Annotated in this window: 18 protein-coding genes and 1 other RNA gene; 18 read left to right on the plus strand and 1 reads right to left on the minus strand. The window is 63.8% G+C overall.

All coding sequences use genetic code 11. From position 1 onward, the window contains the following. The first annotated feature begins 474 nt into the window (after positions 1–474). Positions 475–1,572, plus strand: coding sequence for a porin (locus tag J2X54_RS14825; RefSeq protein ID WP_070248211.1), 1,098 nt, complete (start codon positions 475–477; stop codon positions 1,570–1,572). Positions 1,573–1,646: 74 nt separating this feature from the next. Beyond that, positions 1,647–2,171, plus strand: coding sequence for a hypothetical protein (locus tag J2X54_RS14830; RefSeq protein ID WP_070248209.1), 525 nt, complete (start codon positions 1,647–1,649; stop codon positions 2,169–2,171). A 2-nt stretch (positions 2,172–2,173) separates the two neighbouring features. Here the strand turns inward: J2X54_RS14830 and J2X54_RS14835 are convergent, their stop codons facing one another. Beyond that, the gene (locus tag J2X54_RS14835; RefSeq protein ID WP_310181602.1) at positions 2,174–3,883 is read right to left on the minus strand and encodes a thiamine pyrophosphate-binding protein; all 1,710 of its coding nucleotides are present in this window, start codon (positions 3,881–3,883) and stop codon (positions 2,174–2,176) included. 114 nt (positions 3,884–3,997) lie between these two features. Here J2X54_RS14835 and rnpB point away from each other — a divergent pair. The 16 genes from rnpB to ftsA all read left to right on the plus strand — a co-directional run bounded on the left by rnpB (position 3,998) and on the right by ftsA (position 22,418). Then, positions 3,998–4,344, plus strand: an RNA gene (gene rnpB, locus J2X54_RS14840) — RNase P RNA component class A. A gap of 56 nt (positions 4,345–4,400) precedes the next feature. Continuing rightward, the gene (gene glpK / locus J2X54_RS14845; protein WP_310181603.1) at positions 4,401–5,912 is read left to right on the plus strand and encodes a glycerol kinase GlpK; all 1,512 of its coding nucleotides are present in this window, start codon (positions 4,401–4,403) and stop codon (positions 5,910–5,912) included. Positions 5,913–6,503: 591 nt separating this feature from the next. Beyond that, positions 6,504–6,932 (plus strand): division/cell wall cluster transcriptional repressor MraZ, encoded by a 429-nt coding sequence (gene mraZ / locus J2X54_RS14850; protein ID WP_070248203.1) that lies wholly within the window; start codon positions 6,504–6,506, stop codon positions 6,930–6,932. 8 nt (positions 6,933–6,940) lie between these two features. Beyond that, positions 6,941–7,951, plus strand: a complete 1,011-nt coding sequence (rsmH, locus tag J2X54_RS14855) for a 16S rRNA (cytosine(1402)-N(4))-methyltransferase RsmH (protein WP_310181605.1) — start codon at positions 6,941–6,943, stop codon at positions 7,949–7,951. Next, on the plus strand, positions 7,948–8,223 hold the full coding sequence (gene ftsL, locus J2X54_RS14860) for a cell division protein FtsL (protein ID WP_070248201.1): 276 nt from the start codon (positions 7,948–7,950) through the stop codon (positions 8,221–8,223). Before rsmH ends, ftsL begins: the two co-directional genes overlap by 4 nt. Further along, complete coding sequence (locus tag J2X54_RS14865) at positions 8,220–9,995, plus strand: penicillin-binding protein 2 (protein WP_070248199.1); 1,776 nt, start codon at positions 8,220–8,222, stop codon at positions 9,993–9,995. The genes ftsL and J2X54_RS14865 overlap by 4 nt, the downstream gene beginning before the upstream one ends. After that, the gene (locus J2X54_RS14870) at positions 9,992–11,548 is read left to right on the plus strand and encodes a UDP-N-acetylmuramoyl-L-alanyl-D-glutamate--2,6-diaminopimelate ligase (protein ID WP_310181607.1); all 1,557 of its coding nucleotides are present in this window, start codon (positions 9,992–9,994) and stop codon (positions 11,546–11,548) included. The genes J2X54_RS14865 and J2X54_RS14870 overlap by 4 nt, the downstream gene beginning before the upstream one ends. After that, a complete protein-coding gene (gene murF, locus J2X54_RS14875; protein ID WP_310181608.1) occupies positions 11,548–12,954 on the plus strand; it encodes a UDP-N-acetylmuramoyl-tripeptide--D-alanyl-D-alanine ligase in 1,407 nt (468 codons plus the stop codon). The genes J2X54_RS14870 and murF overlap by 1 nt, the downstream gene beginning before the upstream one ends. Before the next feature lie 2 nt (positions 12,955–12,956). Beyond that, positions 12,957–14,126, plus strand: a complete 1,170-nt coding sequence (gene mraY / locus J2X54_RS14880; protein WP_070248197.1) for a phospho-N-acetylmuramoyl-pentapeptide-transferase — start codon at positions 12,957–12,959, stop codon at positions 14,124–14,126. Next, positions 14,123–15,631: a UDP-N-acetylmuramoyl-L-alanine--D-glutamate ligase gene (gene murD / locus J2X54_RS14885; RefSeq protein WP_310181610.1), complete on the plus strand. Its 1,509-nt coding sequence runs from the start codon at positions 14,123–14,125 to the stop codon at positions 15,629–15,631. Before mraY ends, murD begins: the two co-directional genes overlap by 4 nt. Next, on the plus strand, positions 15,631–16,851 hold the full coding sequence (gene ftsW, locus J2X54_RS14890) for a putative lipid II flippase FtsW (protein WP_310181611.1): 1,221 nt from the start codon (positions 15,631–15,633) through the stop codon (positions 16,849–16,851). Before murD ends, ftsW begins: the two co-directional genes overlap by 1 nt. Then, complete coding sequence (gene murG / locus J2X54_RS14895; RefSeq protein ID WP_070248193.1) at positions 16,848–17,924, plus strand: undecaprenyldiphospho-muramoylpentapeptide beta-N-acetylglucosaminyltransferase; 1,077 nt, start codon at positions 16,848–16,850, stop codon at positions 17,922–17,924. Before ftsW ends, murG begins: the two co-directional genes overlap by 4 nt. A gap of 24 nt (positions 17,925–17,948) precedes the next feature. Next, positions 17,949–19,358, plus strand: a complete 1,410-nt coding sequence (murC, locus tag J2X54_RS14900) for a UDP-N-acetylmuramate--L-alanine ligase (RefSeq protein ID WP_070248191.1) — start codon at positions 17,949–17,951, stop codon at positions 19,356–19,358. Next, a complete protein-coding gene (locus J2X54_RS14905) occupies positions 19,355–20,314 on the plus strand; it encodes a D-alanine--D-alanine ligase (protein WP_310181615.1) in 960 nt (319 codons plus the stop codon). The genes murC and J2X54_RS14905 overlap by 4 nt, the downstream gene beginning before the upstream one ends. 7 nt (positions 20,315–20,321) lie before the next feature. After that, positions 20,322–21,146: a cell division protein FtsQ/DivIB gene (locus J2X54_RS14910; protein ID WP_070248187.1), complete on the plus strand. Its 825-nt coding sequence runs from the start codon at positions 20,322–20,324 to the stop codon at positions 21,144–21,146. Positions 21,147–21,185: 39 nt separating this feature from the next. Continuing rightward, entirely contained in the window at positions 21,186–22,418 is a 1,233-nt protein-coding gene (ftsA, locus tag J2X54_RS14915) for a cell division protein FtsA (RefSeq protein ID WP_070248185.1), read from the plus strand. The last annotated feature ends 20 nt before the right edge of the window (positions 22,419–22,438 follow it).

Here is a 22,438-nt window from a genome sequence, read left to right on the forward strand (position 1 = left end):
GGGCAGAAGTTACCCCTGTCATACGCCTGTAATACGGCTTGCAAAGTTGGTTTTTAACATCTTCTTGATTTTTTCAGGCGCAAACCAGGCGACGACTTGTAAGCTTATTAGCAATGAGTTAGGGGTGAATACGGGCTCTTCGTTATAAAATAGCGCGGTAAATAGCAATGTAGCTATTTTTACTTGGTCCGACCACGATGTTGTAATGATGCATGACATGGCAACGTTACACAGGCAGGCCGCACAACGGACTGTCACCCATGTTCATCGTGCGGAAAGAACGCGTCTGATTCGCTTGCTCGGCATGAAATATTGCGATGCGATAAAATAGCGCCACAGAAAGACAGCAGTGGCCGCTCGGGAGTGAGCTCTCAGGCGCAAACGACGTCGCAGCAGGCGTCGATAAGCAACCGAATTGAGCCGCACTATTAGCTGCTTTACCTTTGATAGCAATACAACTGAAGGAAATAAAGAATGAAAAAATCCCTGATCTCCATCGCCATCCTGGGCGCCCTGAGCAACGTGGCAATGGCACAATCGAACGTTACCCTGTACGGTATCGTTGATGCCGGTATCGTCGCAGAACGCGGTGGCATCAATGGCAACGTGACCAAACTGGGTAGCGGCACTGCTTCGGCTTCGCGTATCGGCTTCAAAGGTACCGAAGACCTGGGTGGCGGTCTGAACGCTATCTTCAAGCTGGAAGCCGGCGTAAAAACCGACGACGGCGCACTGGACAACAGCACCAATCGCCTGTTCAACCGCGAAGCCTACGTTGGTCTGAGCTCGAAAACTGCCGGTACCCTGACCCTGGGTCGTCAGTACACCCCTTACTACGAAGTTCTGCGCGACGTGGCTGACCCGTTCGCAATGGGCATGGCCGGTACCGCCAAAAACTTGTTCCCAGTGGGCTCGACCAGCGCCGTGGCTAACGTCACCACCGGCACCCGCAACGACAACGCTGTTGTCTACAAAACCCCTAGCTACTACGGTTTCTCGGGTTCGGTTTCGTACAGCCTGGGCGAACAAGCTGGCGATTCGGGCGCACAGCGTCAAATCGGCGCGTCGGGTCTGTACACCAATGGCGACCTGAACGTTGGTATCGCGTACAACACGCACAACAACGACACCGCGACCAATCCTAACCTGCGTAACGGCCACAACACCCTGGTTGGTGTGAACTACAACTTCAAAGTTGTTAAAGCTTACGTTGCCTACGGCAACAACAAAGGCCTGAACAGCTCGAACGTTGCAGTGCCTAACGCTTACAGCAACCTGCCTTACGGCAACTCGGAAAACACCGTCAACGCGCTGATCGGTCTGACCGCACCAGTTGGCGACGCCGGCACCGTGATGGCTTCGTACACCCGCAAGAACGACAAAGATCCACTGAACCGCGATGCTAACCAGTTCGCTGTTGGTTACTCGTATGCTCTGTCGAAGCGCACCAGCACCTATGTTGCTTTCGCTAAAATCAACAACAAAAACGGCGCTGCTTACACCGTCGGTAACAACACCGAAGCCGGTACGGGCGACAAAGCCTTCAACCTGGGCGTAAAACACGCGTTCTAATCTGACTTCTCAGGTTTAGAATCCACAACGGCTGCCTGGTGCAGCCGTTGTTCTTTTGGGAAAGCGATTGACGAATGAAGAACCGACAACGTGCGCTGCTGGCCGGCGCCCTGCTGCTGGCCTCATGCGCGGTGCTGGCGGCATCCAAGGCGCCCGGCGCGCGCAAGGCCGACGAGCGCGGCTTGCCGCGCTACGGCATGCTGGTGTTTTCCGACTTGTGCATCAATGCCGACAGCGGCGAATTCGGCGGCCAGCGCATCACCTTGCAACGGTTTAACGAGGTCGATACCGTGCTGTACGAATACACGGCCGGCGGCATCAGTTGGCCGGTGGTGGCCAGCGACGTCAATATCGATCCGCGCGGCAGGCAGATGTACTTCACCGTGCAGCCACCGGAAGAGGACGAGCGCACCATCAGCGGCAAGATCGTCGAAGGCGGCAAGGCGCTGGTGCTCGATGGCGGCTACTGCGGCGACGCCACTGTGCCGATGCGGTTGCCTTTGGTGACCGATTTTGGCCGCAAGGCGGGCGTGTGCCGCGCCTGTCCGCCGCAAAAAGAGCAGAAGGATGCGCCGGCCGCCAGCAACGGCGGCGCCTGACCCTAGATTTTCCGGGCTGCCTGCGCGGCCTGCGCCGTGCTGCGGATGGTGGCCAAGGTGGCCCCCGGCGTAATCAGCTCGCCGTCATAGCGCAGCTCGATCAGCGCCGGCAGTTGTTTTTCGTTGGCCCATGCCAGCGCGCGTTCGAGCGCCGGGCCGAATTCGGCTGTCGCCGTCACCACTTCTCCGTGGCCGCCATAGGCCACCGCCAGCGCCGCAAAATCGGGGTTGTGCAATTCCGTGCCCGACACGCGGCCCGGATAATCGCGTTCCTGGTGCATGCGGATGGTGCCGAACATACCGTTGTTAAACACGATCACCACCACGCCCGCGCGGTACTGCACCGCCGTGGCCAGCTCCTGGCCGTTCATCATGTATTCGCCGTCGCCGGCAAAGGTGATCACGGTGCGCTCAGGGTCGATGATCTTGGCCGCCACGCCGGCCGGCACGCTGTAGCCCATGGCGCCGCTGGTGGGCGCGAGCTGGGTGCGCATGCCGCCGTAGCGGTGGAAGCGGTGTGCCCAGGTGGCGTAGTTGCCGGCGCCGTTGGTGATGATGACGTCGTGCGGGGCGATACGGTCGATGTCCTGCACCACCTGCCACAGGTCGAGCGGTGCGGCGCCGTCCTGGAAAATCGGTGGCTGTTGTTGCCACGCCGCCAGGTCGGCGCGCGCCGCCGCCACGCTCGCTTGCCACGCGTCGCTCTGCAATGGCGCCAGCGCGGCCAGCATGGCCGTAAATTGCGGCATGCCGCTGTTGATCATCAGCTCGGCCTGGTACACGCTGCCCAGTTCCTCGGCGTCGGCATGGACGTGCACCAGGCGGTGCTGCGGTACTGGCGCGGCCAGCAGGCCGTAGCCGCCAGTGGTCATCTCGCCCAGGCGCGGGCCGATGGCAACGATGACGTCGGCCTCGCGCACGCGTTTGGCCAGCGCGGGGTTGATGCCGATGCCGACGTCGCCGGCGTAATTGGGATGGTCGTTGTCGAGCAGGTCCTGGAAGCGGAACGCGCACGCCACCGGCAGGTGGTTCACTTCGGCAAAGCGCCGCACATCGGCGCAGGCCTGCTCGGTCCAGCCGCCGCCGCCCAGCAGCAGCAGCGGGCGCTGTGCGCCTTGCAGCATGGTGCGCACGGTGTCCATTTGCGCGCTTGATGGCGACGCCTGCACCGGCTGGTAGCGGCGCGTATCGGCGACTGCGGCCATGGTAGTGAGCATGTCCTCGGGCAGGGCCAGCACCACCGGGCCGGGGCGGCCGCTGGTGGCCACCTGGAACGCGCGCGCCAGGTACTCGGGAATGCGGTCGGCGCGGTCGATCTGCGCCACCCACTTGGCCATTTGCCCGAACATGCGGCGGTAGTCGATTTCCTGGAACGCTTCGCGGTCGATGAAGTCACTGCCCACCTGGCCGATGAACAGGATCATCGGCGTCGAATCCTGGTACGCGGTATGCACGCCGATCGAGGCATTGGTGGCGCCCGGTCCGCGCGTGACGAAGCAGATTCCAGGGCGGCCGGTCATCTTGCCGTAGGCGTCGGCCATGAAGGCGGCGCCGCCTTCCTGGCGGTTGATGATGAAGCGGATGCCGGAGTCGTGCAGCGCGTCGAGCACGTCGAGATAGCTTTCGCCGGGCACGCCGAAGGCGGTATCGACGCCGTGGATCTGGAGGGCGTCGACCAGGATCTGGCCGCCGCTGCGGGTGGGGTGCGTCATGTGTGGCCTTTACAGGTAGGGATTCATCATTCTAAGGCGGCGCCCCGGCGCGGGCTTTAACAATGGCGACACCAAATTTCAGAATTGGCGGCATGGGCTGTTACAATACCGCCTGAAGCAAGCCAGACAGCCGCTGGCCAGTGCGTAATGCCTGGCGGGAGGAAGGTCCGGACTCCACAGAGCGGGGTGACGGTTAACGGCCGTCCGCCGAAAGCCTTTGCTGGCGCAAGCCGGCGAGGTATAAGGCGAGGAACAGGGCCACAGAGACGAGCGTATTAAGTTACGGTGAAACGCGGTAACCTCCACCTGGTGCAATTCCAAATAGGCACGCGATGATGCTGCTCGCGGAGCGTGCGGGTAGGAAGCTTGAGCGCTGGAGTAATCCAGCGCCTAGAGGAATGGCTGTCATAGCGCGGTTCGCCGCGCCGTAACAAAATCCGGCCTATCGGCTTGCTTCAACTAATAACCATGCGGCTGCCGCCGGATCGATGCGACACCGCGCCGACCGGGGACGCCGATGAAACAGTACATACTGGCCTTGGACCAAGGCACCACCAGTTCGCGCGCCATCGTGTTCGATCACGCCGGCCACATCTGCGGCAGCGCGGCAGCCGAATATCCCCAGCATTTCCCCCATCCCGGCTGGGTCGAACACGACCCGCAGGACATCTGGCAAAGCCAGCTCGCCGTGGCCCGCCAGGTCCTGCGCGACAACCACATCGACCCGCGCCAGATCCGCGCCATCGGCATCGCCAACCAGCGCGAAACCACGCTGGTGTGGGACCGCGCCACCGGTGCGGCGATCGCCCCGGCCATTGTCTGGCAGGACCGCCGTACCGCCGATACCTGCGACGCGTTGCGCGCGGCCGGCAAGGCGGCGCTGATCAAGTCCGCCACCGGGCTCGAACTCGACGCCTATTTCTCCGCCACCAAGCTCAAATGGCTGCTCGACCACGTCCCGGGCGCACGCGAACGCGCCGGGCGCGGCGAACTGGCCTTCGGTACCGTGGACAGCTGGCTGGTGTTCCAGCTGACCGGCCGCCACGTCACCGACGTGGGTAATGCGTCGCGCACCATGCTGTTCAACATCCACCTGCTGCGCTGGGACAGCGACATGCTGGCGCTGTTCGACATCCCCGAGGAGGTGCTGCCGCAGGTGGTGTCGTCGAGCGAGGAAATCGGCACGACGAAGCCCGAACTGTTCGGCGTGCCGATTGCCGTGGCCGGCATCGCCGGCGACCAGCAGGCCGCCACCTTCGGCCAGGCCTGCCTGCAGCCGGGCATGGTCAAGAATACCTATGGCACCGGCTGCTTCATGCTGATGCACCTGGGTCGCCACCCGGTCGCCTCGCACAACCGCCTGCTCACCACCGTGGGCTGGCGCCTCGACGGCGAAACCGACTACCTGATGGAAGGCAGCGTGTTCATGGGCGGCGCCACCGTGCAGTGGTTGCGCGACGGCCTGGGCCTGATCCAGAAATCGAGCGAAGTGGAAGCGCTGGCCGCCAGCGTGGCCGACAGCGGCGGCGTGTTCCTGGTGCCGGCTTTTGCCGGCCTCGGTGCGCCGCACTGGGACCCGTATGCGCGCGGCGCCCTGGTGGGCCTGAGCCGGGGCAGCCATCGCGGCCATATCGCCCGCGCCGCACTGGAAGCGATCGCCTACCAGAGCGCCGAGCTGATGATCGCCATGCAGCGCGACGTGGCCGCCTCGCGCCGCGACTTCAGCTTGAGCGAGGTGCGCGCCGACGGCGGCGCGGCGCGTAACGACCTGCTGATGCAGTTCCAGGCCGACCTGCTGGGCGTGCCGGTGGTGCGTCCGCACGTGACCGAAACCACGGCGTTGGGTGCCGCCTACCTGGCCGGTCTGGCGGTGGGCTACTGGGACAGCCGCGAGCAAGTGGCGGCGCAATGGACCTGCGAACGGCGCTTCGAACCGGCCATGGGCGATGACCGGCGGCAGGCCTTGCTGGCCAACTGGGGCAGGGCAGTGGCGCGCTCACGCGACTGGCATCAGGACCAGGAAAGCTAATATGGCACGGCACTGCCTCGCGCTAATATGTATAGACAACTTAAGCCAGCTGGTATGTTCGGCTTATCGACCGGTTTGATACGCCGAAAGCCGACTGAAAGTCACTGACCCGCTATTCCCCCGCCCCTGGAGCCGCTTTGCACGGCATTCATCGTCCTTGTCCCGCTTTTGCCTCCTCGACATTACCGAACTCGACTGTTGTAAATAATTTAATGCAATGTTGGCATCTGGCAACTTTATGCGATTATTTTATTGTTTTGATCCAGTCATTTTTGATCGAGCGCAACCCCCAAACACATGTGCATAGATGAGAGTCCACATTCAGTTTTGGACATAAGTACTTAATTTGTTGAGCTATTTTGTTTCTAGCTGGCTTCAAGGAAGCGCGCTAAGTCCTTAATTTCATTACTAAAATCGGGATTTCGATTGCCGGAAAGCGCTTGACCACGATACGGCCATCCACTAAAGTGGGCATCTGTGTGAAAAAGTGTCTTTTTGTGGGAAATTTCTACTGACTTAGCGGCAGGGGAAGTTGGACGACAAAAGTTGCAATTCATGCTCCGCTAACAATTTGAGGTCAAAGGTAATCCCGTGTTTCAAGGCGCGTCCGCAATCAATCTCGATGCAAAAGGCAGGATGTCTATCCCTGCCAAGCATCGTGACGCGCTGGCCATCCAATGCGAAGGCCGCCTCACGCTCACCCGCCATCCCGATGGCTGCGTCATGCTGTTCCCCCGTCCCGTGTGGGAGCAGCACCGTCAGCAGATCGCCCAGTGGCCCATGCAGGCACGCGCCTGGCAGCGCATCTTCCTCGGCTACGCCACCGACGTCGAACTCGATACCGCCGGCCGCATCCTGGTCGCGCCCGAGCTGCGCAGCGCGGTCGGCATCGAGCGCGAAGTGATGTTGATGGGTATGGGCTCGCATTTCGAAATCTGGGACGCCGCCAAGATGGCGGAAAAAGAGCAGCAGGCAATCGAAGCCGGCACCCCCGATGTCCTCGCCAATTTCTCTTTCTAAGGTACGCCGTGATCACGACACCTACGGTACCTGACAGCGCGGTACCCGACCGCGCATCACCGGTAGCCGCCGCCGACTTCCAGCATCGCACCGTGTTGCTCGACGAGGCGGTCGATGCACTGGCGCTCACCGGCGCGCGCGCCAACGGCGTCTTCGTCGACGGCACTTTCGGCCGTGGCGGCCACTCGCGCCTGATCCTGGCCAAGCTGGGCGCCAATGCGCGCCTGGTCGCCTTCGACAAGGATCTGCAGGCGATCGCCACCGCCGAACAAATCGACGATCCACGCTTCACCATCGTTCACGACAGCTTTGCCACCATGGGCGCGGCCCTGGCCGAGCGCGGCGTGGCGCAGGTGGACGGCATCCTGCTTGACCTGGGCATTTCGTCGCCACAGGTGGACGACGCCGCGCGCGGCTTCAGCTTCCGCAACGACGGTCCGCTCGACATGCGCATGGACACCACGCGCGGCATGTCGGCAGCCGAATGGCTTGCCATCGAAAACGAACAGACACTGGAAAAGGTTATTAAAGAATATGGGGAAGAACGGTTTGCTTTCCAGATTGCAAAGGCGATTGTTGCTCGCCGGGCAATCGAGCCAATTTCGACCACACGACAGCTTGCCGGCATCGTGGCAGGCGCGGTCAAAACCCGGGAGAAGGGCAAGGATCCGGCCACTCGCACCTTTCAGGCTATCCGGATTTTCATCAATAAAGAGCTTGAAGACCTCGAAATCGGTCTGAACCAGGCGTACGCCAGCCTGGCGCCGGGCGGCATCATGGCCATCATCAGCTTCCACTCGCTGGAAGACCGCATGGTCAAGCGCTTCTTTGCCGCCCGCGCCAATGTCGAACAGCCCGACCGCCGCCTGCCGATCCGCGCGGTGGACCTGCCGCAGCCCGAGATCAAGCTGCTGGCCAAGCTCAAGCCATCGGACGCCGAAGTGGACGCCAACCCGCGCGCCCGCTCGGCGGTGATGCGCGTGGCGCGCCGCCTGCCATTCCCTGAGGACGCAGCGTGAGCGGCAAGATCAACATCGTGCTGGCCGCCTTGCTGGTGGGCTGCGGCCTGTCGCTGGTCAACGCCCAGTACCAGGCGCGTCACCTGTACATCGAACTGGAACGCTCGCAGTCGCAGGCGCGCCAGCTCGACATCGAATGGTCGCAGCTGCAGCTCGACCAGTCCACGCTCGGCAAGCACGCGCGCATCGAGGAAATCGCCCGCCGCGACCTGGGCATGACGGCGCTCACCGCGGCGCGCACGCAGTACTTGACGCCAGAGGCATCGAAATGAGTCGCAGCGGCCACCAGAACAACGGGCGCGTCGCCCGCTCCAAGGGCGTGCCGTTCTCGAAGAACCCGGTACTGGCGGTGAGCCTGCCGGTATGGCGCTCGCGCGTGGTGCTGTTCGTGCTGTTCTTTGCCTTTGCCGCGCTGGCCGGCCGCGCCATGTGGTTGCAGGGCATGTCCACCCAGTTCCTGCAAAAGCAGGGCGAGGCCCGCTACGCGCGCACCCTGATCCTGCCTGCCACGCGCGGCAAGATCACCGACCGCGATGGCCAGGTGCTGGCGTCGTCGGTGCCGGTCAAGGGCATCTGGGCCAACCCGGACGACGTGCAGAATGCACCGGCCGACCAGCTCAAGGAATTGGCCACGCTGCTGGGCATGACCAACGCCGAACTGCAGAAAAAGCTCGATTCCGACCGCAGCTTCGTCTATCTCAAGCGCCAGGTCGAAATGGACGTGGCCGACAAGATCGCCAAGCTCAAGATCACCGGCATCGGCTCGGAAAAAGAATACAAGCGCTTCTACCCGCAGGGCGAAGTGACCACCCACGTGGTGGGCTTTACCAACCTGGAAGACGTGGGCCAGGAATCGATGGAGCTGGCCCAGCAAAAGAACCTGGTCGGCCAGACCGGCACCCGCCGCGTGATCCGCGACCGCCTGGGCCACATCGTCGAGGATATCGGCTCGGTGCGCGAACCGCACGACGGCAAGGACCTCACGCTGTCGATCGACGGCAAGATCCAGTACATTGCCTTCACCCAGGTGAAAGACGCAGTGGAGAAATTCAAGGCCAAGGCCGGTGCTGCGGTGGTGCTCGACGTCCACACGGGCGAAGTGCTGGCGCTGGCCAACTATCCGACCTACAACCCCAACGACCGCTCCAAGCTCACCGGCGAGCAACTGCGCAATCGCGTAATGACCGACAGCTTCGAACCCGGCTCCACGCTCAAGCCGTTCACGGTGGGCCTGGCGCTCGATGAAAAACGCGTCACGCCGCATACCATGATCGATACCGGCAACGGCGCGATCATGGTCGGCGGCCATGCCATCCACGACACCAGCGCGCACCACACCATCGACGTCCAGACCGTGATCCAGAAGTCGTCCAACATCGGCACGCTGAAGATCGCGCTGGCCATGCCGGCGCAGGACCTGTGGGAAATCTATACCAAGGTGGGCTTTGGCCAGCCGCCGCGCTGGGGGTTCCCGGGCGCCGTGGCGGGCCGCCTGCGTCCCTACAAAACCTGGCGCACGGTGGAACACGCCAATATCAGCTTCGGCCAGGGTCTGACGGTGTCGCTGATCCAGCTGGCACGCGCGTACATGATTTTCGCGCGCAACGGCGACATCATTCCACTGTCGTTCCAGAAAGTGACCGAAGCGCCGCATGGCACCCAGGTGGTGAGCGCCAAGACTGCCGCCGAAATGCGCGAGATGCTGGAAATGGTCACACTGCCGGGCGGCTCCGCCGTCAAGGCCCAAGTGCCGGGCTACCGCGTTGGCGGCAAGACCGGCACCGCGCAAAAGGTGGTCAACGGTCGCTACTCGCACACCAAGTACATCGGCAACTTCGTCGGCATGGCGCCGATGTCGGACCCGCGCTTCATCATCGCCGTCATGATCGATGAGCCGAGCGGCCCCCTCAAATACGGCGGCGACGTCGCCGGCCCGATTTTTTCGGCCCTGGCCGCGCAGGCGCTGCGCGCCAAGAACGTGGCGCCGGACTCCGACCTGACCCATATCATCATTCCTGAATCCGCAGCACAGGGGAACATGTGACGACTTTAAACTTCGACCCGTTGGCCGGAATACCCGCCATCGCCGACGCGATCCGCAAGCTGGCGCCAGGCGCCCGCCTGACGTCTGACTCGCGCCGCGTGGAGCCGGGCGACGTGTTTTTCGCTTTTGCCGAAGGCCGCGCCTTTATCGACAGCGCGGTGGCCAATGGCGCCGCGCTGGTGGTATTCGACCCCGCCGGTGGCGACCTGCCCGACCACGTGACCGTGGCCCGCATCGGCGTGACCAATCTCAAGCAACACGCCGGCCCGATCGCCCACGCGTATTACGCGCAGCCAGATACCGCCATGTTTACCGTCGGCGTGACTGGCACCAATGGCAAGACCTCGAGCGCCGTGTGGCTCGGCCAGGCGCTGGCGCGCGGCGGTGAACTGGCTGCCGTCATCGGCACCCTGGGCGTGGGCGTGTTCCGTGCTCGTGGCGAAGTCGATTACGACGTCACCGGCTACACCACGCCCGACGCCGTGCTGCTGGCGCGAACGCTGGCCGGCCTGCGCGAACAAGGCGCCAGGTCGCTCGCCATCGAAGTGTCGTCGATCGGGCTCGACCAGCATCGCGTGGCCGGCATGCATTTCGACGTGGCGGTGTTTACCAACCTCACGCGCGACCACCTCGACTACCACGGCGACATGGCCGCGTACGAAGCGGCCAAGGTCAAACTGTTCGACTGGCCGGGACTGAAAACCGCTGTCGTCAACCTCGACGATCCGGCCGGCCTGCGCCTGATCGCCTACTTGAAGACCAAGCCTGCGTTGGCTGGCACCATTCCGCTGATCGGCTATACGCTCCAGGATGACGCTGCGCAGCCCGATATCGACGACGTGCTGATGCTGCGCGCCAGCCAGCTGCGTACCGGCCGCGCCGGCGGTACCGAGTTCCACCTCGACTGCCCGCTGGGCGTGGCGCTGGTGAAAACTCACCTGGTGGGCGCCTTCAATATCAGCAACGCGCTGGGCGTGATGGGCGCGCTGCTGGCCAAGGGCACCGGCCTGCGCGGCGCCATCGACGCGGTGGAAGCACTGGAACCCGCCCCCGGCCGCATGCAGCAGGTGGGTGGCCAGGATGCGCCGCTGATCGTGATCGACTACGCCCACACGCCCGACGCGCTGGAAAAAACCCTCGCCGCGCTGCGCGCTGTCGCCAGCGACCGCCACGGCCAGCTGTGGTGCGTGTTCGGCTGCGGCGGCGACCGCGATCCGGGCAAGCGTCCGCAAATGGGCCGTATCGCCCAGGCGGCCGACCAGGTGATTGTCACCAGCGACAACCCGCGCAGCGAAGACCCGCACGCCATCATCGAGCAGATCGTTGCCGGCATGGACTTGAGCAACCCTGCCTCGCGCGTGCAAACCCAGGACGACCGCGCCGGCGCCATCCTGTCTGCCATCAAGCACGCCGCCAAGGCCGACGTGATTCTGCTCGCTGGCAAAGGCCATGAGCCGTACCAGGAAATCAAGGGCAAGAAGCTGTCGTTCTCGGATACCGACCACGCCCAGCTGGCGCTGTCGGCGCGCCTGACCATGATGAGGACCCATTGATGCGCGCTGTACTCGCACAGGTCCTTCCCGCACTGGCTGGCGTCACCTTCGCTGGCGATGATGCCATAGCCTTCAATGGTGTTTCCACCGACAGCCGCAGCGTCGCAAGCGGCGCCCTGTTCGTCGCACTGCGCGGCGAGGTGTTCGACGCTCACCGGTTCCTGCATGACGTTGCCGCCAAGGGCGTCGCCGCCGTGGTGGTGGAAGAAGTGCCGGCAGGTTTGACGGTGCCGGCCATCGTTGTGCCCAACACCTTGACGGCGCTGGGCCAGCTGGCCAACTGGTGGCGCGGCCAGTTCGCGGTGCCGGTGATCGGTGTTACCGGCAGCAACGGCAAGACCACGGTCAAGGAAATGATCGCCACCATCCTCGCTGCCGCCCACGGCGAAGCAGGGCGGCTGGCCACGCGCGGCAACCTGAATAACGAAATCGGCGTGCCATTGACCTTGTTCCGCATGGACGCACAGCAGCAGTCGGCCGTGATCGAGATGGGCATGAACCATCCGGGCGAAATCGCCCGCCTGGCCGCGATTGCCGCGCCCACGATCGCCATGGTCAACAACGCCCAGCGCGAACACCAGGAATTCATGCACACGGTGGAAGCGGTGGCGCGTGAAAACGGCGCCGTGCTGTCCGCTTTGCCGGCCGATGGCGTGGCGGTCTACCCGCACGGCGACGAATACACGCCGGTGTGGGACGAACTGGCCGCCGGTCGCCGCGCGCTGCGCTTCGGCTTGAGCAAGGCGGCCGAGGTGTCGTGCACGTTCCGCGCCGACGACTCAGGTGCCACATTCGGCAACCAGATGTTCGTCACCATCCGCGAAAGTGAAGGTGAAGGCGAGCGCGAACAGCAGTTCTTCGTCAACCTGCAGGCCGCCGGCGAACACAATGTGCGCAATGCGCTGGCCGCTGTCGCCTGCACCTACGCAGCCGGCATCGCGCTCGAACATATCAAGCTGGGACTCGACACCTTTGCACCGGTCAGCGGCCGCCTGCAAAGGAAGATTTCCGCCAATGGCGCCACCGTCATCGACGACACCTACAACGCCAACCCGGACTCGGTGCGCGCCGCCATCGACGTACTGGCCAAGGCTGCCGCGCCGCGCGTGCTGGTGCTGGGCGACATGGGCGAAGTGGGCACGCAGGGCCGCGAGTTCCACGAAGAGATCGGCGCATACGCGCAGAGCAAAGGCATCGAACAGGTGCTCGTTACCGGCGAACTGGCCGCCCACATGCGTGGGGACGCCATTCGTCATTTTGAACAATTCGACGCGTTATTGTCCGCAGTGGATGCGGCAGTCACGTCGAACGCAACCGTATTGATCAAGGGCTCCCGCTTCATGAAAATGGAACGGGTCGTGCAGCATTTGATTGGATTGCAACAAGCTATTAAAGGAAGTCACTAATCATGCTGCTTTGGCTCGCTCAGTTTTTCCAGGACGAGATTGGCCCGCTTCGGGTCTTTAACTTCATCACTTTCCGCGCTGTCGCTGCGGCGGCCACCGCCCTGATCATCGGCCTGGCGGCCGGTCCGGCCGTGATCCGCATGCTGACGTCGCTCAAGTACGGCCAGGCCGTGCGCACCGACGGTCCGCAAACGCACCTGAAAAAACACGGTACCCCGACCATGGGCGGTGTGCTGATCCTGATCGGCATCGGCGTCTCCACCTTGCTGTGGTGCGACCTGTCGAACCGCCTGATCTGGCCGGTGCTGGTGGTCACGCTGGGCTTTGGCGCCATCGGCTGGGTCGATGACTATCGCAAGGTGGTCAACCAGGACCCGGAGGGCATGCGCTCGGCCGAAAAATACTTTTGGCAGTCACTGGTCGGCCTGGCCGCCGCGCTGTACCTGGCGTTCTCGGTGTCCGCCCCGAATGCGGGCAAGGTGTTCGAGCTGTTCTTCGCCTGGGTGCAGTCGGGCTTCCAGCTTGACCTGCCGCCGAAGGCCGACCTGATCGTGCCGTTCTTCAAGACCATCAGCTATCCGCTGGGCGTGTGGGGTTTCATCGCGCTGACGTACTGCGTGATCGTTGGCACCAGCAACGCCGTCAACTTCACCGACGGCCTCGATGGCCTGGCCATCATGCCGACGATTATGGTCGGCGCGGCCCTGGGCCTGTTCGCCTACCTGACCGGTAGCGCCACGTATTCGAAGTACCTGCTGATTCCGCACATTCCGGGCGCGGGCGAGTTGATCATTTTCTGCGGCGCGCTCGCTGGCGCCGGCCTGGCCTTTTTGTGGTTTAACACCCATCCGGCCCAGGTGTTCATGGGCGACGTCGGCGCACTCGCCCTGGGCGGCGCGCTGGGCACCATCGCCGTGATCGTGCGCCAGGAAATCGTACTGTTCATCATGGGCGGTATTTTCGTCGCAGAAACCGTGTCGGTGATCATGCAGGTGAGCTGGTTCAAGTTCACCAAGAAGCGTTACGGCGTGGGCCGCCGCGTGTTCCTGATGGCGCCCTTGCACCACCACTTCGAACAAAAAGGCTGGAAAGAGACCCAGGTCGTCGTGCGTTTCTGGATCATCACGATGATGCTGGTGCTGGTTGGTTTGTCTACCCTGAAGCTGCGATGATCTACGACGGCAAAAACGCATTGGTACTGGGCCTCGGAGAATCGGGGCTGGCGATGGCGCTGTGGCTCGCCCGCAGCGGCGCGCGCGTGCGCGTGGCCGATACCCGCGCGGCGCCCGAGCGACTGCCTGCCTTGCAGGCGGCCGTGCCAGGCGTGGAATTTGTCGCCGGCGCGTTCGACGCGGCCTTGCTCGATGGCGTCGATTTCGTGGCCGTGAGTCCTGGCCTGGCGCCGGGCCGCGAGCTGGGCGTGATCGCGCCGGCAGCGGCTGCCGCCGGCATTGCCGTGTGGGGCGAGATCGAGCTGTTCGCCCAGGCGCTGGAATGGCTGAAGAATGAGCGCGCGTATGCGCCGAAAATCATTGCCATCACCGGCACCAACGGCAAGACCACGGTGACCACGCTGGTGGGGCAGTTGTGCGAACGCGCCGGCAAGACCGTGCGCGTGGCCGGCAATATCAGCCCGGCGGCGCTCGACGTGCTGCGCGAAGTCCTGGACAGCGACAACTTGCCGGACATTTGGGTACTCGAACTCTCCAGCTTCCAGTTGGAGACCACCTTCACCCTCGAAGCCCACGCCGCCACGGTGCTCAACGTCACGCAAGACCACCTGGACTGGCACGGCGACATGCCGTCGTACGCGGCCGCCAAGCACCGCATCTTCGCCCACGACACCGTGCGCGTACTCAATCGCGACGACGCCACCGTGATGCGCATGGCCAGCAACAATGGCGTCAATGTCAGCTTCGGCACCGACGCGCCCAAACATCTCGGCGACTTCGGCCTGAACAACGAACGCAACGTGCTGTGGCTGGCCACCGCCGTGCCGGCCGAGGAAGAGGGCGAACCGAAGAAGCGCAAGAAGAACGATCCGCCGCCGCCACCGGTCGAGACCACGGTGAAAAACCTGATGCCGTCCGACGCGCTGCAAATCCGTGGCGTGCACAATGCCGCCAATGCGCTGGCCGCACTGGCGCTGTGCCGCGCCATCGACCTGCCACTGGCGCCCCTGCTGCATGGCCTGCGCGACTACCGCGGCCAGCCGCACCGGGTCGAACTGGTGGGCGCCATCAACGACGTCGAATACTACGACGACAGCAAGGGCACCAACGTGGGCGCTACCGTGGCCGCCTTGAATGGCCTCGGCAAAGCCTTCACCGGCGCCGAGCAGCGCCTGGTGGTGATCCTCGGCGGCGACGGCAAGGGCCAGGACTTCGGCCCGCTGGCCGAACCGGCCAGCCGCTACGTGCGCGCCGCGCTCTTGATCGGCCGCGATGCCGCGTTGTTGCGCGCGGCGCTGGCGCACACCGGCATCGCCCTCGAAGACTGCGGCGCCGATCTGCCCAAGGCGGTCATGCGTGCGCGCGACCTGGCGCAAACCGGCGACGCCGTGCTGCTGTCGCCGGCGTGCGCCAGCATGGACATGTTCAGGAACTACGCGCATCGCGCCCAGGTGTTCATCGACACCGTGCGCGAGATCGCCCTCGACAACGGACAGGAGCTCTGATGGCCTTCCAGATGCCGTTCCGCTTCGGACAGAAATCGGCGGTCACGCCGATCGATGGCCGCGCGCGGCAGTCGAAGATGATGGAATACGACCAGCCGCTGGTCTGGGTCACCATCATCCTGATGTTGCTCGGCATGGTGATGGTGTATTCGGCGTCGATCTCGCTGCCCGATTCGCCGCGCTTTGCCAACTACGTGCGCTGGCAGAACACCTACTTCCTGCAACGCCAGGCCATGTTCGTGGTGGTGTCGCTGATTATCGGCATGTTCGTGTTCCGCACCCGTATCGCCACCTTGCAAAAGTGGGCGCCGTACCTGTTCATCGGCACCCTGGTGCTCTTGGTGATGGTGCTGATCCCGGGCCTGGGCTCGGTGGTCAACGGCAGCCGCCGCTGGCTGTCGCTGGTGGTGATCAAGATTCAGCCGTCGGAACTGATGAAGGTGGTGGCGGTGCTGTACGCGGCCGACTACACGGTGCGCAAGCAGGAATACATGCACAAGCTGACCAAGGGCTTTTTGCCGATGGCCGCCGCCGTCGGTTTCGTCGGCTTGCTGCTGCTGCTCGAGCCCGACCTGGGCGCGTTCGGCGTGATCGTCTGCATCACCATGGGCATCCTGTTCCTGGGCGGGATCAACGCGGTGTGGTTCGGCGGCATCGGCGTGATGCTCGTCGCCATCTTCGGTTCGATCATCGCGCTGTCGAAATTCCGCCGCGAGCGCTACTTCGCCTACCTCAATCCGTGGGACGAGAACAATGCGATGAACAAGGCGTACCAGTTGACGCACTCGCTGATCGCGTTCGGCCGTGGCGAAATCTTCGGCGTTGGCCTGGGTGGCAGCGTGGAAAAGTTGCACTACCTGCCCGAAGCGCACACCGACTTTTTGATGGCGGTGATCGGCGAAGAACTGGGCCTGGTCGGCGTACTGGTCGTGATTGCCATGTTCTACTGGATCGTCAAGCGCGCCTTCGACATCGGCCGCCAGGCGATTGCCATCGACCAGACCTTTGCCGGCCTGACCGCCAAGGGCATCGGCATCTGGATCGGCGTGCAGACCTTTATCAATATGGGCGTGAACCTTGGTTTGCTGCCTACCAAGGGATTGACCCTGCCGCTGATGAGCTATGGCGGCACGGGCGTGGTAATTAACTGCATCGGCCTGGCGATCCTGCTCCGGATCGACTACGAAAACCGGGTCCTGATGCGTGGTGGCAGATTATGAAACGACTGATGATCATGGCAGCCGGCACCGGCGGCCACATTTTCCCCGGCCTGGCGATTGCGCAGACCATGCGCGCGCGCGGCTGGGAAGTGACCTGGCTGGGTACCTCTGCGGGCATGGAGCAGGACCTGGTGCCCAGGAGCGGCATCGCGATGGACAGCATCGACTTCACCGGCATGCGCGGCAAGGGCCTGTCGCACTCGATCGGCGGCGCGCTGAAAATGGTGAAAGCCTTTATCGCGTGCCACGGCTTTATCGGCCGCCGCAAGCCCGATGTCATCCTCGGCATGGGCGGCTACGTTACTGTCCCTGGGGGCTTGATGGCGAAGATGCGCGCCACGCCGCTGGTGCTGGTCAATGCCGACGCCGCGCTGCTGTTGTCGAACAAGACGCTGGTGCCGTTCGCCGAGCGCGTTTGCTTCGGCTTCCCCGCCAACTTCGGCAAGGCGGCCGACAAGGCGGTGGTCACCGGCAACCCGGTGCGCAAGGAGATTCTCGATCTGCCGGCGCCAGCCGAACGTTTTGTCGGGCGCAGCGGTGCGTTGCGCATCCTGGTCGTGGGCGGCAGCCTGGGCGCGAAAGCGCTCAACGACAACCTGCCTGCCGCGCTGGCGCTGATCCCGGCCGAGCAGCGCCCGCTGGTCACCCACCAGTCGGGCAAGAAGAATATCGACGCGCTGCGGGCGTCGTATGCGCAGGCCGGCGTGACCGCCAACGTGGTCGACTTCATCGACGACATGGCCAGCGCCTACGCCCAGGCCGACGTGGTGATCTGCCGCGCCGGTGCGATCACGGTGTCGGAACTGACTGCCGCCGGCGTGGCCAGCGTACTGGTGCCGCTGGTGGCGTCGACCACCAGCCACCAGCGCGACAACGCGCAGTGGATGGCGAAGCAGAATGCGGCGATCCACATGCCGCAGACGGAAATGAGCGCGCAAAGCGTGGCGACGCTGCTCGAAACGCTCACCCGCACCGCGTGTCTCACCATGGCGACGGCGGCGCACCAGGTGGGCAAGCGCGATGCGAACCAGGCGATCGCACAGGTAATTGAACAACTTGCAGTAAAAGCATAGCGCTTAGAACATAGGAACCAGGCAGTGAAACATAAAGTACAGAACATACACTTCGTCGGCATCGGCGGCAGCGGCATGAGCGGCATCGCCGAAGTGCTGCTCACGCTCGGCTATTCCGTTTCCGGCTCTGACCTGGGCAGCAACGCTGTCACCCAGCGCCTGGCGGACATGGGCGCCAAAGTGTTCCAGGGTCATGCGGCCGACAATATCGGCGCCGCCGACGCTGTGGTCACCTCGACCGCTGTGCAGCAGGACAATCCCGAAGTACTGGCAGCGCGCGCGCGCAAGGTGCCGATCGTGCCGCGCGCCGTGATGCTGGGCGAGTTGATGCGCCTGAAACGCGGCATCGCCATCGCCGGCACCCACGGCAAAACCACCACCACCAGCCTGGTGGCGTCGGTACTGGCCGAAGGTGGGCTGGATCCGACGTTCGTGATCGGTGGCCGGCTGACGTCCGCCGGCGCCAACGCCAAGCTGGGCACCGGCGACTACCTGGTGGCCGAAGCCGACGAGTCGGACGCGTCGTTCCTGAACCTGACGCCGATGATCGAAGTGATCACCAACATCGACGCCGACCACATGGACACGTACGAGCACGATTTCGAAAAGCTCAAGCAGGCGTTCGTGCACTTCACGCACCGCCTGCCGTTCTACGGCCGCGTCATGCTGTGCATCGACGATGCGCACGTGCGCTCGATCATCCCGCACGTGACCAAGCCGGTCACCACCTACGGCTTCCACGAGGAAGCGGAGGTGCGCGCCATCAATGCCCGCGCCGTCGGCGTGGAAATGCACTTCACGGTGCTGCAGGACGGCTACCCGGACCTGGACGTGGTGCTGAACCAGCCCGGCATGCACAACGTGCAGAATGCCTGCTCGGCGATTGCGATCGCCCGCGAAATCGGCATCGAAGACCACCATACGCAAGCGGGCCTGGCCGGCTTCGGCGGGGTGGGCCGCCGCTTTACGCGCTATGGCGAGGTTGCCATCCAAGGTGGAGCTGAACCGCGCGGCACCTTTGCGCTGGTCGATGACTTCGGCCACCACCCGGTGGAAACCGAAGTCACGCTGGCCGCCGCGCGCGCCGCGTACCCGGGCCGCCGCCTGGTGCTGGCGTTCCAGCCGCACCGCTACAGCCGCACCCGCGACCTGTTCGAAGATTTCGTCAAGGTGCTGGGCGCGCCCGACGTGCTGGTGCTGGCCGAGGTGTACGCCGCCGGCGAAGCGCCGATCGTCGCAGCCGACGGCCGCTCGCTGGCGCATGCCTTGCGTGCACGCGGCAAGATCGAACCGATTTTCGTGGAAAACATCGGCGACATGCCGGAAACCATCATGAGCGTGGTGCGCGACGGCGACGTTGTCATCACCATGGGCGCCGGCGCCATCAGCGCCGTGCCGGCCAAACTGACTAATTACCCAAAGGTCCGAGCATGAGCATTATTTCAACTGAAGACATCAAGGCGCTGGGCAAGGTAGGCGTACTGCTCGGTGGCCGCTCGGCCGAGCGCGAAGTGTCGCTGATGTCCGGCGCCGGCGTATTGAAAGCGCTGCAATCGAAGGGCGTCGATGCCCACGGTTTCGATACCGGCGAGCGCACCCTGGCCGAACTGGCCGAGCAAAAATTCGACCGCGTGTTCATCGCGCTGCACGGCCGCTACGGCGAAGACGGCAGCCTGCAGGGAGCACTGGAACTGCTGCGCATTCCATACACCGGCAGCGGCGTGATGAGCAGCGCGGTGGCGATGGACAAGATCACCACCAAGATCCTGTGGCTGGCCGCCGGGCTGCCTACGCCGCGCTACGCGGTGATCGATGCAAGCTCGGACCTGGACGCCGTCAGCGCCGACCTTGGCCTGCCGCTGATCGTCAAGCCGCCGCACGAAGGCTCGACCATCGGCATCACCAAGGTGGCGGCGGCCGCCGACTTCAAGGCTGCCTGCGACATCGCCGCCGCCATCGACGATGCCGTGCTGGCCGAGGAGTTTGTTACCGGCCGCGAGTTCACGGTGGCCGTGATCGGCTCCGGTGCCGATGCACGGGCATTGCCGATCGTGGAGATCGTCGCGCCAGCGGGCAACTACGACTACCAGAACAAGTACTTCACCGACGACACCCAGTACATCTGCCCGGCCGTGCTGCCGGCCGCACTGACGGCCGAGATGCAGCGCATCGCCGTGGCGGCCTACCGCAACATCGGTTGCGAGGGCTGGGGCCGGGTGGACGTGTTGCTGCGCGAACGCGACCAGAAGCCGTTCCTGCTCGAAGTGAACACGTCGCCCGGCATGACCGGCCACTCGCTGGTGCCGATGGCTGCGCGTGCCGAGGGCATGAGCTACGAAGACTTGTGCGTGGCGATCCTGCGCACGGCCCGTTTGAAAATGAAGGGTTGAGAGCACGATGTGGCAAGACGCTAAAGCCTTGAATGCCACCGCCAGCGCGCTGTTCGCAGCCGCGCTGCTGGCATGCATCGCCGCCGGCGTGTGGTGGGTGGCGCAGCGTCCGATGTTCGACCTGCGTACCATCCGCATCGAGAGCATGGACCAGGACGGCCTGCGCCACGTGAACCAGCTGACCCTGCGTAACAGCGCGCTGTGGCGCCTCAAGGGCAACTTCTTCACCACCAACCTCGACGCCGTGCGCCAGGTGTTCGAGGCGGTGCCGTGGGTGCGCCGCGCCACCGTGCGCCGCGAGTGGCCCAACCAGCTGATCGTCACGCTGGAAGAGCACGAGGCGCTGGGCACGTGGGGCGAGGACGGCCGCCTGCTCTCGACCAAGGGCGATGTGTTTACCGCCAACCTGGCCGAGGCGGAAGAGGATCACGACCTGCCGGAATTCGATGGCCCCGATGGCAGCGAGAAGGAAGTGCTGGCCCGTTACGGCGAGCTGCGCACCTGGTTCGCGCCGCTCAAGCTGGTGCCAGAGGCGCTGTCGCTGTCTTCGCGCTACGCGTGGACCGTGAAGCTCGATAACGGCATGAGCGTGGCGCTGGGCCGCGAGCAGACCAGCAGCACGCTGCGTGAGCGGGTGGAGCGGCTGCTGGGCATCTACCCGCAACTGGTCGAGCACCTGCCCGAGATCGAGACCATCGACATGCGTTACCAGAACGGCCTGGCGCTGAGCGCCAGGGGATTGAAGATACCGAAAGACGGCGCCTGGCCGAAAAAGCAGGCCATGAAGAAGACTGCGGCTGGCGCCCAAAAGCCATTGCCAGCAACACGATAACCACGATAACAATCACAAGCAGAACAGAGCAGGCAACACATGACAAAAGACGCGAAAAACCTTATCGTCGGTCTCGACATCGGCACCTCCAAGGTGGTGGCCGTGGTGGCCGAGGTGATGAGCGATGGACGCCACGAAGTGATCGGGCTGGGTCAGCACGAATCGAAGGGCCTGAAAAAAGGCGTGGTCGTCAACATCGAAGCGACCGTCGAATCGATCCAGCGCGCGCTCGAGGAAGCTGAGCTCATGGCCGACTGCAAAATCCGCAATGTGTACGCGGGCATTGCCGGCAGTCATATCCGCAGCTTCAATTCGAGCGGCATGGTGGCCATCAAGGAAAAGGAAGTGACGGCCACCGACGTAGCGCGCGTCATCGAAACGGCAAAGGCGGTTAACATTCCGACTGATCAGCAATTGCTGCACACCGTGCCGCAGGAGTTCATTGTCGACAGCCAGGAAGATGTGCGCGAGCCGATCGGCATGAGCGGCATCCGTCTCGAAGTCAAAGTCCATATCGTTACCGGCGCCGTCTCTGCGGTGCAGAACATCGTCAAGTGCGTACGTCGCTGCGGGCTGGAAGTATCGGACCTGATATTGCAGCCTATGGCCTCGGCCGACGCGGTACTGACCACCGACGAAAAAGAACTCGGCGTGGTGCTGATCGACATCGGCGGCGGCACCACCGACGTGGCAGTGTTCTCCGACGGCGCGATCCGCCACACGGCAGTGATTCCGATCGCGGGCGACCAGATCACCAACGACGTCGCCATGGCGCTGCGCACGCCGACGGCGGAAGCGGAAGAGATCAAGATCCGCTTCGGCGTGGCCAAGCAGGTGCTGGCCGATCCGGGCGAGACGCTGGAAGTGCCGGGGCTGGGCGACCGTGGTCCGCGCACGCTGTCGCGCCAGGCGCTGGCAGCGGTGATCGAACCGCGCGTGGAAGAGCTGTTTGCGATGGTGCACCAGGTGGTGCGCGAGTCCGGTTACGAAGGCGTGCTCTCGTCGGGCATCGTCCTTACCGGCGGTACATCCATCATGCCGGGCATGGTGGAGATGGCGGAAGACATCTTCCTGCGGCCGGCGCGCCTGGGCACGCCGGACTACCGGGGCCAGCTGGCCGACGTGGTGCGCAGCCCGCGCTACGCCACCGTGCTGGGCCTGCTGCTGGAAGCGAAAAAACAGTACCTGCGCGGGCACATCGTGACGCGCCAGGATGGGTCGGTGAAGGCAGTGTGGCAACGCATGAAGGAATGGTTCCTCGGGAACTTTTAAGCAGAACGAAGTACAGAACG

The sequence above is a fragment of the Duganella sp. 3397 genome (assembly GCF_031456625.1).
Taxonomy (GTDB): domain Bacteria; phylum Pseudomonadota; class Gammaproteobacteria; order Burkholderiales; family Burkholderiaceae_D; genus Rugamonas; species Rugamonas phyllosphaerae.